The organism is Streptomyces sp. NEAU-174 (assembly GCF_052665095.1).
In genome coordinates, this window is record NZ_JBQTCE010000021.1 from 11161 (window position 1) to 24603 (window position 13443).

Annotated in this window: 11 protein-coding genes; all 11 read left to right on the forward strand. The window is 69.0% G+C overall.

Annotated elements, in window-relative coordinates:
- The first annotated feature begins 54 nt into the window (after positions 1 to 54).
- The 11 genes from ACT2CW_RS41845 (at position 55) to ACT2CW_RS41895 (ending at position 13398) form a co-directional block, all read left to right on the forward strand.
- Positions 55 to 2091 (forward strand): lantibiotic dehydratase family protein, encoded by a 2037-nt coding sequence (locus tag ACT2CW_RS41845; protein ID WP_445520352.1) that lies wholly within the window; start codon positions 55 to 57, stop codon positions 2089 to 2091.
- Positions 2088 to 3161 (forward strand): lanthionine synthetase C family protein, encoded by a 1074-nt coding sequence (locus tag ACT2CW_RS41850; RefSeq protein ID WP_445520353.1) that lies wholly within the window; start codon positions 2088 to 2090, stop codon positions 3159 to 3161. The genes ACT2CW_RS41845 and ACT2CW_RS41850 overlap by 4 nt, the downstream gene beginning before the upstream one ends.
- Positions 3162 to 3213: 52 nt before the next feature.
- Positions 3214 to 5265 (forward strand): methyltransferase, FxLD system, encoded by a 2052-nt coding sequence (fxlM, locus tag ACT2CW_RS41855; protein ID WP_445520354.1) that lies wholly within the window; start codon positions 3214 to 3216, stop codon positions 5263 to 5265.
- Between the two features lie 4 nt (positions 5266 to 5269).
- Positions 5270 to 6367, forward strand: coding sequence for a hypothetical protein (locus ACT2CW_RS41860; protein WP_445520355.1), 1098 nt, complete (start codon positions 5270 to 5272; stop codon positions 6365 to 6367).
- A 321-nt stretch (positions 6368 to 6688) separates the two neighbouring features.
- Entirely contained in the window at positions 6689 to 8584 is a 1896-nt protein-coding gene (locus ACT2CW_RS41865; RefSeq protein ID WP_164430979.1) for an ATP-binding cassette domain-containing protein, read from the forward strand.
- A gap of 53 nt (positions 8585 to 8637) precedes the next feature.
- Entirely contained in the window at positions 8638 to 9018 is a 381-nt protein-coding gene (locus ACT2CW_RS41870; RefSeq protein WP_311766895.1) for a MazG-like family protein, read from the forward strand.
- An 11-nt stretch (positions 9019 to 9029) separates the two neighbouring features.
- A complete protein-coding gene (locus tag ACT2CW_RS41875) occupies positions 9030 to 9710 on the forward strand; it encodes a class I SAM-dependent methyltransferase (protein WP_311766896.1) in 681 nt (226 codons plus the stop codon).
- Positions 9711 to 9926: 216 nt separating this feature from the next.
- Positions 9927 to 10328: a hypothetical protein gene (locus ACT2CW_RS41880; protein ID WP_250853224.1), complete on the forward strand. Its 402-nt coding sequence runs from the start codon at positions 9927 to 9929 to the stop codon at positions 10326 to 10328.
- 144 nt (positions 10329 to 10472) lie between these two features.
- Positions 10473 to 10724 carry a hypothetical protein gene (locus ACT2CW_RS41885; RefSeq protein WP_445520356.1) on the forward strand — a complete coding sequence of 84 codons (252 nt, stop codon included), beginning with the start codon at positions 10473 to 10475 and terminating at the stop codon, positions 10722 to 10724.
- Entirely contained in the window at positions 10724 to 13186 is a 2463-nt protein-coding gene (locus ACT2CW_RS41890; RefSeq protein ID WP_445520357.1) for a phage portal protein, read from the forward strand. The genes ACT2CW_RS41885 and ACT2CW_RS41890 overlap by 1 nt, the downstream gene beginning before the upstream one ends.
- Positions 13186 to 13398 carry a hypothetical protein gene (locus ACT2CW_RS41895; protein ID WP_037946961.1) on the forward strand — a complete coding sequence of 71 codons (213 nt, stop codon included), beginning with the start codon at positions 13186 to 13188 and terminating at the stop codon, positions 13396 to 13398. Before ACT2CW_RS41890 ends, ACT2CW_RS41895 begins: the two co-directional genes overlap by 1 nt.
- Positions 13399 to 13443 lie beyond the last annotated feature (45 nt).

Here is a 13443-nt window from a genome sequence, read left to right on the forward strand (position 1 = left end):
GGCAGAGCTGTCCGTCCAGCCCGCACCCCTCTTGCCAAGAACGGAGTGTGGGTGATGACGCGCTTACGACACAGCCTGTACCGGGGTGCCGGCGATGGGATGTTGCGCGCCGCGGTGAACCTCACCGGGCCGGGCATGCCGCCCTGGCCAGGGCCCGCTGCCCCGCTCGAACATTGGCGCGCGTGGCTGGCTGCTGTGTGGGCCGATGACACCTTTCGGCAGGCTGTCTCCGGCGCAAGCCCCGACCTGACTCGCCGGGTGCAGTCGATCCTTGACGGGCGATCGCCGAAAGTGCGCCGGGCACGACGGGCGGTCCTGGCCATCGCCCGGTATGCCATCAGGTACACGCGCCGCTCCACCCCGTACGGCATGTTCGCGGGCGTAGCACTGGCTGAGTTTGGCGACACAACCGAGGTGTGCATCGGGAACCGGCACCAGGTTGTTGTCCGGCCGGACCCGGTGGTGCTGGACGCGGTGATCAGCGACTGGGAGGCGGATGGCGAGCGGATGGCCGACGCAGAGGTGTGTGTCAACAACCTTGTTCAGCAGCGTGGCGGGCGCGTCTACGTACCCTCCGAGGGCGCATCGGAGTTCTCGCTCGCGCTCACGCCTGTGGTGGCGCTGGTGCTGGAGACGGCCCGATCGCCGATCCGGTACTCGGCCCTCGCGGACAAGCTCGCCGCGGAGTTCCCGCACACGGCTAAACAGCACCAGTCTCGTTTGCTCGCGCAGCTCCTTCGGGTGAAGCTGCTGCGGTCCTCGCTGCGAGCGCCCGCCACCGTCGTCGATCCGACCGAGTCCCTGCCGCCCGCCTTGCGAGATGTTGCCTGGAACAGCCCGGCGACGCCGGACGTGCGGCTGGACGCCACGGTGCGGCTGCCGCAGGCGGTGCTGACGGAGGCGGAGACCGCTGCGACGCTCCTGACCCGGCTCGCCACTCATCCGACGGGCACGCCGGTGTGGCGTCGCTACGCCGAGCGGTTCGCCGACCGCTACGGTGAAGGCGCCGAGGTGCCGTTGGAGCTCGTGACGGATACCGAGAAGGGCTTGGGCTTTCCCGAGGGGTTCGGCCAGGTTTCCGAGCCTCCCCGGCCGATGACCCGACGAGACCGGCTGCTTCTGGAGCTGGCAGGCACCGCGGCCGTCGAGGGCAGCAGGGCAGTGATCCTTTCCGGCGCGACGATCGAGCAGTTGGAGGCCGCCGCGGGCAAGCCCGTGGTCACCCCGCCCCATCTCGAGCTGGGCATGCAGGTTCACGCCAACTCCACGCGTGCTCTGGACCAGGGGAACTTCCGCCTTCAGGTATCCACCGTCTCCCGCGCGGCCGGCTCGATGACGGGCCGGTTCTGGCACCTTTTCCCGGACGCCGGTGCGGTATACGCCAGCCTGCCCACGGTCGAGCCGGGTGCGGAGCTGGCCCAGCTGTCCTTCCATGCCGGTCGTGTCCCGGCCGACCTGCTCACCCGCGCCCCGCACGTGCTGCCCCGGCTGGTCAGCGTCGGCGAGTTCCGGCACCGCACCAAGGAGGTGCTGTTCCCGTCCGACCTGGCCGTCGGTCTCCGTGACGGCCGCCTCTACCTCGCCGAGGCGGCCACCGGCACACACCTGGAACTGCTCGCGCCGACCGCGCTCAACTTCCTGTGGAACAACTACACCCCTCCCCTGGCACGGCTCTTGGCCGAGATCAGCCGGGCCACAGCGCCGCAGGTGACATGGTTCGACTGGGGCGCGGCCTGGACGCTGCCGTTCACCCCGGCACTGCATTACCGCCGTTCGATCCTGGTGTCCGCGCGATGGAAGGTGAGGGCCCGCGATCTGCCCGACCGCACCGCGACGCTGGATCAGTGGGCCGAGCAGTTACACGCCTGGATGGGCCGCTTCCGTGTGCCGGACCACGTGCTCCTGGCAGAGGACGACCAGCAGCTCCCCCTCGATCTGCACCAGGACATGCACCTGGACCTCCTGCGTGCCCACCTTGACGCCAGCCCTACCGGAGTCGCGACCCTGCACGACGCACCGCCGCCGGACTCCGATGGCTGGATCGACGGGCGCGCCCACAGCCTCGTCCTCCCGCTGAAGGCACGCTCATGACGGAAACGACGACCCTGCCCCGTACACAGGACCTCTCCGAAGGCGCACTCGGGATGGCACTGCTGCACATCGAGCGCGGTGACCTGCCCACCGCACGCCGCCACCTGGCGCAAGCAGTCGCGGGCGGCGTCAGTGCCGGAGGCAACGCGTCCCTGTTCCACGGCGCCCCGGCACTGGAGTTCGTCCTGAGCCGTGCCGGACATGTCGGCCGGGATGTCCGCGAAGCCGTCGACCGCGTTGTGGACGCCCGCCTGGCCGCGGCACGTCGGCGGCAGGCGGCCAGGGAACTGCCGCAGCTCGCGGAGTTCGACCTCATCCGGGGCCTGACCGGGCTGGGCGCGCTGCTGCTGACTCGCGGCGCGGCCTCGCCGCGGCTGGAGGAGGTGCTGGCCTACCTTGTCTCCCTTGCGCAGCCGGTCCGCATCGAGGAGCGGGAGCTGCCGGGGTGGTGGTCCCCGGTCGGGCCCGGTGGTGAGGAGATGGACGGCGGGCACGGCAACAACAGCGTCGCACACGGCATCGCCGGTGTCCTGGCGGTGCTGTCCCTCGCCGCCCGGCACCATGTCCAGGTGCCGGGGCAGCAGGACGCCATTGAGATGTTCGCGCGCTGGCTGGATACCTACGGCTGCTGCTACTGGACCACCCGCGACCAACTGTCCGCCGCAGAGCCGCCCGAGCCGGAGTCTGCGCGCCCGTCCTGGTGCTACGGCCAACCCGGCATCGCCCGTGCCCAACAACTCGCCGCGCTCGCCCTGAACGACCCGGTCCGCCGGAGCGCGGCAGAGGACGCCGTCGTGCGCACGCTGACCGACCCGGTCCGCCTCGGGCGGATCACCGACGCCTCGCTGTGCCACGGCTGGGCCGGCCTCGTGGCCATCGCCCGCGCCGTTGCCGACGACAGCTCCGCTGCGGACCGCTTCACCCCGTTGATCGAAGACCTGAACAGACGCCTGGCCGCTGGCATGAAGCAGCTGCCCAAGCTCGGCTTCATGGAAGGTCGCAGCGGCGCGCGTCTGGCCCTGGAGGGCACGAACACCACGGGCTGGACCAGTGCCCTGCTGATCACCTGACCTGGCCCGCGTCCCCTGAACCGAGTCCCCTCGACAAGGAGCACCCACGACCATGGAAGTCGACGACGAGCACCTTCCGATCACCACTGAGACGGACTGGTGGCATGCGAGCGTGTCGTTTCCGGGCGGTGCAGTCAGCCCCGAAGCTGCCCAGGTGCTGTCGTCGGCGCTGCACGACCAGCGGTTCCACTTCCTGCGCAAGGACGGGGGGCTGCGGCTACGCACCGAGCGGTCCGCTGCCGACCTGCTGGACAGCCTCGTCGCCGACGGGCAGGCCAGCGGCTGGGTCGGCGGCATCTACGAGCCGGAGACCGAGGCATTCGGCGGACCGGACGGCATGGACCTCGCGCACGAGGTGTTCTGCGCGGACAGCCGCAGCGCCCTGGCCGAGATCAACAGCCCTGGGGCCCGAGAGCGCTGCGTCTTGTTGCTTTCCGCCATGATCCGTTCGGGCGGGCTGGACCCGTTCGAGGTCGGTGACGTCTGGGCAAAGCTCAGCGCCCTACGGCCCCCCGTCACCCCGCCTACCGGCCCCGCACGCGACCGGGCCATCTCAGCCATGCGGCGTCTGATGAACGCCGACGCGGCCCGGCGGCCGGACGCCGAGCCCGGCTGGGCCGAGCGCGTCGCAGCCTTCGAAAACGGCGGCCGCCAGCTTCGCAGGCTCGCTTCTGATGGGCGGCTGATACGGGGCTTGCGCGCCATCCTCGCCCATCACGCGATCTTCGCCTTCAACCGCGCCGGCGTGTCTGCCAGTGAGCAGGCCGCCACCGCGTGGCTGGGGCGCCACGTCGCCTTCGCCACAGGCGAAGCAGCCGATATGTCTACTCGCCGGTCCACCTCTGCGGACCCTAACACTGCTCGAACGGAGACCTTCGTGACACCTGTCACCGACCCCGCCGAACTGCGTGAAGCGCTCGTGAGCCGCCTCATCGAGGGCGGCCACCTGCGCACCCCTGACGTCATCGCCGCCTTCCGCAATACCGAACGCCACCGGTTCCTCCCCGGCGTCGACCTTCGCAAGGCGTACGTCGAGGACGCGGTGCCCATCAAGCACGACGAGACCGGCGAGATGATCTCCTGTATCTCCGCGCCCTCGATCGTCTCCACCCAGCTTGAGCAGTTGGGCGCCGAGCCTGGCCACAAGGTTCTGGAAGCCGGGGCCGCCACCGGCTACAACGCCCGCCTGCTGGGCCAACTCGTGGCCCCCGGCGGCCACGTGTGGACCGTGGACGTCGACCAGGACCTCGTCGACGGCGCGAGTAAGAACCTCGCGGAGGCCGGGGCCTCGAACGTGACCGTCGTACTGGCCGACGGAGCTACCGGCCATCCGGAGCACGCGCCGTTCGACCGCATCCAGTTCACCGTCGGCGCGGGCGATGTGCCGGTGAAGATCCTCGACCAGCTCGCCCCCGACGGACGCCTGGTCCTCCCGATGCGGATTCGTGGCAGCATCTCCCGCAGCTTCGCCTTCGAGCGGAGCGGTGACACCTGGAAGACCGTCTCGTGCGAGATGGCGACCTTCGTGCCCCTGCGCAAGGGCGTCTGCGACGACATCTACACCCTCGTGCCCATGGCAGGTGAGGGCAACGTCCGTCTGGAGACCTTCAGCGAGCAGACGGTGGACCGCGACGCGATCCGCACCGTGCTGGATCAGAAGCAGGCCAAGGTCTACTCCGGTGTGAAGTTCCGCCAGGGCGACCCCTGGGAGTGGCTGTACCTGTACCTGGCCTCGGTACTCCCCAACGGGCTGTCCCGCATGCCCGGATCACGCCCTGGCTTCACCCCGCACTTCGGCTGGGGCTCCATGGCCGCCCTCGACGGAGACAGCCTGGCCTACCTGACCATTCGCGAAGGCGAGGACGACAAGGGCCGGTTCTGGGAGATCGGCGTCATCGGCCACGGCTCCCACGCCTCCGACCTCGCCGACCAGGTCGCCACCGAGATCCGCGACTGGGACGCAGGCTGGGGCAACAACGCGCCGGAGCCCAGCTTCCGCATGGCCGTCGGCGACGCACGCGACCAGCTCACAGGCGCCGAGCCGCGCTTCGTCATCGACAAGACCTACAGCCGCCTCGTCGTCGACTGGCCGCACAAGGACTGAGCCGATGATTCCCGCGATAGCCAGCCGCATCCCGTTGGTCCGCCGTCCCAAGGCGCCTGCCTTACCACTGGACGAGCGCATCACCCACCTCACCGAGCTGACCGTCGCACCCGCCGACGCGGGCCACCACGATCTGGTGGCCCGCGCCAGCGGAGTCCTCAACTACGCAGCCCTGATCGCCTCCGACATCGGAATGCCCGACCTGGCAGACAACCTGTGCTGGAGGCAGCACCAGGTCTTCGCCGACGCCGGACACCTCACCGGCGACACCGCCGTGATGGCGTTGATGCCCCTGATCAACGTCTCCCGGCTGCTGACCCGCGAGGGCGACGGCGCAGCCGCCTACAACGTCCTCAAACGGCTGTACCGTGCCGCCCAGAAGCGCGAACCAGCCGAGATCCGCAGGAACACCGTCGACCTTTCAGCCCTGATCAACACGGAGGCGGACCACCGGAAGATCTGCCAGGAACTGTGGGTCACCGTGCTTGTCGACGGTGCCAGGGCCCTGGCCCGCATCGGTCGCTGGACCGAAGCAGCCGAAGCCATGGCCGCCTACCGGGGCATCGGCAATCGCCTGCTCGACGGCCGCCAAATCCAGATCATGGCCCTGATGGAACGCGGCCTCGACCAGCAGGCTCGCGACACGATCGACACCACCGTCCCCACCGAACCGTGGGAGGACAACATCGCGGCCCTCCTGCGCATCTACTGCCGACCCGCCGCCTCGCCCGCGCCGCAACCGGAACTGGACAGCGCGCTGCAAGAGGCGGCCACGCTGATCGCTACGCCCGACCCCTCGACAGCAGCGTTCCAGACCAGAGCCGCACTGGCCGCGCTCGATCTGGCCCGTGACCGAACCAGCCCCCATGCGACTCTCCTGCAAGCCGCTGTCGTGGACGTGGCCGTTCTCGACGCCTACGCCGCTCGGGACGTCCTGAACCACCCCGTAGCCCGTCCTCACCTGACCAGCGCGCAGAAACAGAAACTCGACGCCACACTCACCGCGTCAGGGCTCGGCACACGGTATCTCTCACCCAGCCACATGCAAGCCCTCACTGAGGCCGTAGACAAAGCCGAGGTCACCCTCCGAGGCCTTCTGTGACCTACCTACGGACACACCGTCTCCCCACCGACAGGGCAGTTGCTCGATTGGGCAAGAACGACCTTGGTCGCGGATGACGCCCCGTCGTCGCCACGACCTGATCACCACCGGAAACCTCAGGCGTCACAGGCGTTCCACACGTCGGCGATTCGGCCAATCCCCCACACCCGAGGACGGCCCCAACACGGCGTCCACACGTTCGACCCCTTGCATTGCAAGGACCCCAGCTCGTCCGGAATCGAGCGCGTTCGATTCCGCCGCAGCGTCGTTATGCCATGCACCGCCGAGCCACCCAGGTGCGGCACCGACCCCCACGGAGGGATGCAGGTGACTGTGACGGACGCCTCGACCGCAAGCTCAAAGACGCCGCCCCCTCCACCCCCAGCGGAGATCCGCTACAGCGGCGAATACTCCATCAACCCACTCGGCAACGTCTCCTTCACGCACATGTGCGCGCGCCTGCCCTCCGTACTGCGCCATATCTGCCGAATGGCGTGGCAGCTCGACCGCACGGCCGTACTCCTCCTCATCGCCTGCCAACTGGTCACCGGCATTGCCGCCGCGGTGAGCCTGGCCGCGACCGCCCGCGCCATGCAGCCAATCCTCGGCACCGGCGCCGTGACCGACCGCCTTCACCAGGCGCTCCCCGCACTGATCATCGTGGCCAGCGCGGCAGCACTCGGACGGCTCTCCAGCGCGCTGGCCTCGTACGCGGACCGCAGGCTCACCCCGCCGCTGACCACCTACGCCGACACCGGGCTCGTCGAGGCCGTATGCCGGGTCGAAGCCGCGGCCTACGCCCACGACGGTTTCGCTGACCGGCAGGAAGCCGCGGAGATGGGCGTGGTGCGCACGCACGTGATGGTGAACGACGCTCAGCGGTTCGTGGCCGCACTGATCAGGATGGCGGCAGCCAGTGGAGTCCTGTCCGTGCTGCACTGGGTGATGCTGCCCCTGCTCCTCCTCGCCGTACTGCCCGCCGGAGTCGGGGCGGTTCTCACCGCCCGAGTCGACTACGAGATGCACTACGCGAACGTCTCGGACCGCAACGTGCGGCACATGATGCGCTGGTGGGCCACCACGCCCAAACATGGGGACGAGGTCCGCGCCAACGGCATGACCAGCTACCTGCTGTTCTGGTACCGGTCCCTGTCCGAGCGCATCGACCGCCGTCTGCTGACCGCCGCCCCACGCACCTTGCTCATCACCCTGCTCTCAGCATCGGCTGGCGGAGTTTTTCTGCTCCTGGCCTGGGCTGCGCTCGCCTGGCTGGCCATGACCGGCCGGATCGAACTCGCCGTGGCCGCGACCGCGGTCGTCGCCGTGCAGACCACGCTGGCCGCGCTCTCCCAGGTGGTCATCAACGGGGCAGCCCTGTTCCACACCAGTCTCTACCTCACCGACATGCAGTCCTTCCTCGACGATGCCTCCGGGCGTGCGCCACAGCGGGGCGAGTTGCCAGCCCCCGCGACCGTAGAGGAGATCCGGATCGACAACGTGGTCTACCAGTACCCCGGCAAGGATCGCCCGGCCGTCGACGGCGTCTCCCTCGCTCTCCGCCGCGGCGAGATCCTGGCCATCGTCGGCGAAAACGGCAGCGGCAAGTCCACCCTCCTGCGCTTGATCACCGGCATCTACCTCGCGGACAAAGGACGCGTCCTATGGAACGGCGCAGACCTCGCCACCATCGACCAGGACACGGTCTGGGCGCGCACAGGACTCGTGCCGCAACTCTTCGCCCAGTGGCCCCTGCGCGTCCGTGAGAACGTCACGCTCGGACAGCCCCACAGCCGGGACGACGCTCCAGTATGGGAAGCAATCGACGCCGTCGGCATGCGCGAGGCGGTCGAAGCGCTGCCCGACGGTATCGAGACGCTGCTCGCCCGGGAAGTCTTCGGCGGCGCCGAACTCTCCGGCGGACAGTGGCAGCGCCTGGCCTGCTCCCGCGCGATCTACCGACGGCCCGAACTGCTCATCCTGGACGAGCCGACATCCCAGATGGACGCCCGGGGCGAGCACCAGATCTTCGAGAAGATCAAACACGGCGCCTCTGACCGCATCACGATCGTGGTCACGCACCAGTTGGAGAACACACGGCTGGCCGACCGCATCCTTGTCATGGACAAGGGTCGGGTGATCGAACAGGGCAAGTACGAGGACCTGGTCAACGCCAACGGTCTGTTCGGCGAGCTCGTCGCTCTGGCTCAAGACCGGTAATCCGGTACCGGCCACGCTCCCCGCACCCGACACCACACAGAAGCGAGACGCACGTGACTGACACCTGGCAGACGATCGCCCGCCTTGCCGGCCGTCTGGAGGACCACTCTGACATCCCGCGCGAGCAACGCATCCTGCTCCAGCTCCTCAAGATCCAGGAAGAGGCAGGCGAGGTCGCCGAAGCTGTGATCGGGGCCATGGGGCAAAACCCCCGCAAGGGACACTCGCACACCTGGGATGACGTCGAAGCCGAGGTCTGCGACGTCATCGTCACCGGCATGGTCGCACTTGCCCGCATGAATCCCGACGCCGAAGCCGTGTTCGCACGGCACATGGATCGCATCGCCTCTCGGGACTTGATGGCGCAGGGTCAAGCGGGCGAAGCTCGGACCACGAGCGGCCGCTCCGCCTCAACGACGGGACCGCGGAGTTGAGCACGCACTCAGTGAACAGGCAGACCTGGGTCCGCTACGGACAGGTGCAGTTGGACCGCGAATACATGCCGCCAGTCCCCGACCGGCTGCATTGGGGCTTCTGGGACGGCGTAGGACCCGGCTCCGAAGCACTCGGGCCACTCCGTGGAAAACGAGTGCTGGCCATCGGATCAGGGCCCGGTCACCAAGCCGTGCACCTCGCCCGCGATCACGGCGCCCTCGTCGATGCAGTCGAACTGTCGCCGACCCAGCACCAACGAGCGGTCCAGCACTTCGGCAAAGTCCCCGGCGTCCGGTTCGTCAACGCCGACGTCGTTGAACACCTCCGCACTGCCAGGACGTACGACGCCGCGTACGCGATCGGGACCCTCGCATGCAACGACCCGCACTATCTCCTGCCAGCGCTCCGAAACGGGCTCGGTGACGGTGCCCGGCTGATCTTCTCCGCCCTGCACACCAACCTCCACGGCCACGGCCCCGGCCCCGTGGTCGCCCCTCGACAGGAGATGATCCGGATTCACGGTCAGGAACCGATCCCCGTGCAGATGTGGGTGCTGACTCCGCATCTGTGGGAGGACGTGTTGGTCGACTACGGGTTCCGCGTGGAGGCGGTCGACTTGCTCCGCGCTCCCGAGGCCGACAATCCGGTGGTGGTGCAGCTCGTCCGGGCCCGCCGGGCGCCCAGTACCTAGTCAGGTTCGGGCCCGCCGCCGAGGCTGTAACAGATCTGCCGTCGCCGACGTTCCGCGCTGTAGAGAAAGGGGGGTGGCTCGTATGCCAGCCCCCATCACCTCAGCGACGCGGAGGAATGGGTGACGACTGCTACTGCTCCCCTCTCACCGGCGGCGGGCCGGGCCTTCTGGCAGGAACCTCTGCTTCCCTCGAGGCCAACGCCTGGACCGGAGCCGGTGGTGGAGGCGGAGGCCAAGACAGCGCCTCCCGAGACCCCGGCCGAGCCCGCCGAGACGCCTGCGGACCTTTCGCACACCTGGGTCGTCGCTGCTGAGATCCAGGTGGAGCCGCGTATCGCTTCCATCGCAGATTTCCGTGGCTCCTTCAAGACAGCCGCAGGGCAGCGCGTGGACGCCCTGGAGGTCTACTGCAAGGGCTGCCGACGTCCGTACGACGAGGTGAAGGGACAGGACTGCGAGGAGAAGGTGGACAACCGCCACCTCATCGGTGGTGATCAGTCGACGAGGAAGAAGCGCAAGCTCCCGCCGCCTCCGCGGGGCGCCAAAATCATCCCGGGCGACAAGGTCCAGCGGCGCGGCATCAACGCCTACATGGCCGGGGTCAGCCGTCCCCGCTGACCGGCCCGTGGGGCGAGGACGCGACACTAATCCCACGCTGCGCTCATCGTGCGCGCTGTGAGTACACCGCCTGAGACACCCTCGCTACGAAGCCTCGCCCGCGAAGCCGCTGGACTCCTCCTCACCACCGCTGGCGTCCTCACTATGCTCGTCGCTCTGGGCGCGGTACACCCCGTTCTGAGCACCACCGTGGCCACGGCAGGCGCCCTCGCGGCCTTCCGCTTCCTGGCGCTGCCGAAGACGAAGCGCTCTCGCGCCGTCGTCTTCTCCACCATCGCCGTCACTGCCGTGGCCGCCCTCGGCTGCGCCTTCGCGTACTTCCCGTTCCTGGGCTGGATCGAGGTCGGCGCGGCTCTCAGTGCGACGGGCGTGTGGCTGTCCAGTGAGAGGACCTGATGCCTCGCCAGTTCCTGCCCGGTCTCCGCCGGCTCCTCATCCCGCGGACGGCCGTGCCCCTCGAGGAGAAGTCCGCCACGCCGACCGGCAACTCGTACGTCTCTCTGACCTACGCGGGCACTACCACGGTGTGGGGCACCGAGGACCGCGCTGCGGGCTGGGACCTCGACCGCGTCATCCAGGAGGGCTACGAGCGCTCCATCTGGACGTTCAAGTCCGTCGAGGCGATCTCCAAGCACCCGGGCGCGCTCACCGTCGAGATCGGACGCGGCGGCGACGAGCGCCAGTTCGCGGAAACCCTCGCCGATCACCCGCTCCTGCACGTCCTGAACGTCCAGGCCAACCCGCTGGAGCGGGCCACCGTCTTCAAGAAGCGGCTCTCCGCGCAGCTCCTCTTGTCTAAGAAGGGCGCGTTCGTCGAGATCACCCGGAGCCGCGGAGGCACGATCACCCGACTCGACCTGCTGCCCCCGAACCGGGTCGAGCCGATACCCGACCCCCACGGCGACTATGTCTCCCACTTCGAGTTCACGACGTACGACGGCCGGGTCCGCGAGCTGGACCCCAGCCGCGTCGTCTGGCTGCGTGACCCCCACCCGACTGACCCCTTCTGTGGCGTCACGCCTTTGGAGGCTGCCGGGCTCTCCGTCGACCTGGACGTGAAGGCGCGGACGTACAACATCACCTTCATTGACAATGACGCGCGCCCATCGGGGATCGTCGGCATCGACGTCGACGGCCTGGACCAGCGTGAGATCGACCGGATTCAGCAGCGCCTCGCCCCCGGCGCGCAGCATGCCGGCGAAACCGTCGTCGTCGGCAGTGGGCCTGGTGGTCTCAACTACGTCGACACCAGCACGCGGCCGCGCGACATGAACTACGAGACGATGGCCCAGACTGCGAAAGACGAGATCTTGTCGGCGTTCGGCGTTCCCGAGAGCATCGTCGGCAACGCAAGCGAGCGGACGTACGCCAATGCGGACCGCGAGTCGTGGACTTTCTGGGAGCACACTGAACTCCCACACCTCGCGTTGATCGCCTCAGCGTTCGACCTGGACCTGGACGATGGGTGGTCGCTGCGCTTCAACACCTCGTCCGTGGAGGCTCTGGAGTTCCCCCGCCGCCAGCGTAGAGAGGAAGCACGAGCCGAGTGGAACGCCGGGCTGATCACGGTCGATGAGTACCGGGAGATCGCCGGGCGCCGCCCATTCAACGTCCCGCATACCCGCGCGCTGTGGATCAGCCCGCAGAAGGCGCCCGTGCCTGCCAACGATCAGGACGCGGCCGCGCTCGGGGTGGCCCAGGATCCGGCAGCCGGAGGCGCGCCGGGCCTGCCGGGCACAGGCGGCTCGCCCCCGCCCGCCATCGCGTCGTCCGGCCCTGCGGGCAGCTCGGCAGCGGACGCGGTTGCCGAGGCTCGCGCGCAGGATGCGCAGGCAACCGCCGCCGACGACGTCACAGCCGTCCGCGAGGCACCCGACGGCCCAATGGGCCGAGAGTCGGCAGCGGCCGCCGTCGAGCAGGCCCGCGACAACGTGTCGCTCACCCTGCCCGGCGACGCAGCAGACGACGCGGCGGCCGCGCGCTCCTCCGTCGAGCAGCCGGGCGCTGGGGAGGCTGCGGCTGACGTTGACGCCGCCCGTTCCCGCATCGAGCACAAGGAGCTGTCGCACGATGGGTTCGAGGTCACCAACAGCGACTTCGACACGACTGCCGCAGCCGTCAGGGCTGTGCTCACCGCGCTGCTTGCCCGGCAGGAAGGTGTCATCGTCGCCCGCCTCCACGCGCCCAAGACGCGCAAGGGCACCCGCTACTGGCAGCCAGACGGCGCGACGGACCTACGCCGTGGTGACGGCCCGATCGACGGCGTACGCGTCGTCAACGCCGGGCGATGGGAGGAGGAGACCACCAGCACCCTGACCCCGATCCTCCAGCAGACCGCGGCGACCACCGCGGCAGCGCTCAGCACGAGCATGACCGGCACCGCGACCATGCCGGCGGCCGCGGCCGCCGCGGCGCTCGCCGCCACGACCATGGCCGGACGTGCCGTCGCCGGATTGCTCTCCGAACTCGCCGCCGCCCTGGACGTTGCGCAGGCCGGGGATGCCACTCTCGACCGCCTCGCCGACACCGTCACCGCCTTTTACCGGGCTCGAGCCGCGAAGTTCATCGCGCTGCTCGCCGAATCCTGCGCCGTCGCCACCGTGAATGGCGCGGCCGACGCAGCAGCCGAAAGCGCAGGCCCCGCCGTGCTGCGGACCTGGGTTACCCGCGGCGACACCCGCGTACGCCCCGCACACCAGAAGCTCGACGGCACCACCCTGCCCGCAGGCGTCCCATATGCGGTCGACGGCACCACCCTGCGCTTCCCCGGCGACCCGTTCGCCCCCACCAACCTCACCGTCAACTGCCGCTGCCGGCTGCACTACCGCACCGGTCCCACCACTGAGGAGACCCCCTGATGTGGCCCGCCATATGGATCGTCTGGACCTGCCTATTCGCCGTGTTCGAGACGATCGCCCTCATCAACAAGCGCGAGAACGACACCTTGAGCGAGAACTTCCGACTCCTGTTTCACACCCGTACGTCCAAGGCCGGGCGCGCAGCCTTCGCGGTGGGGTGGTGTGGGTTCTCCGCCTGGTTCGCCATCCACATCCTGACCGAGACGATGTAGCCGCTCGCCGAGCAGACAAGGATTGATCTTGGTCAATGTGGGGCG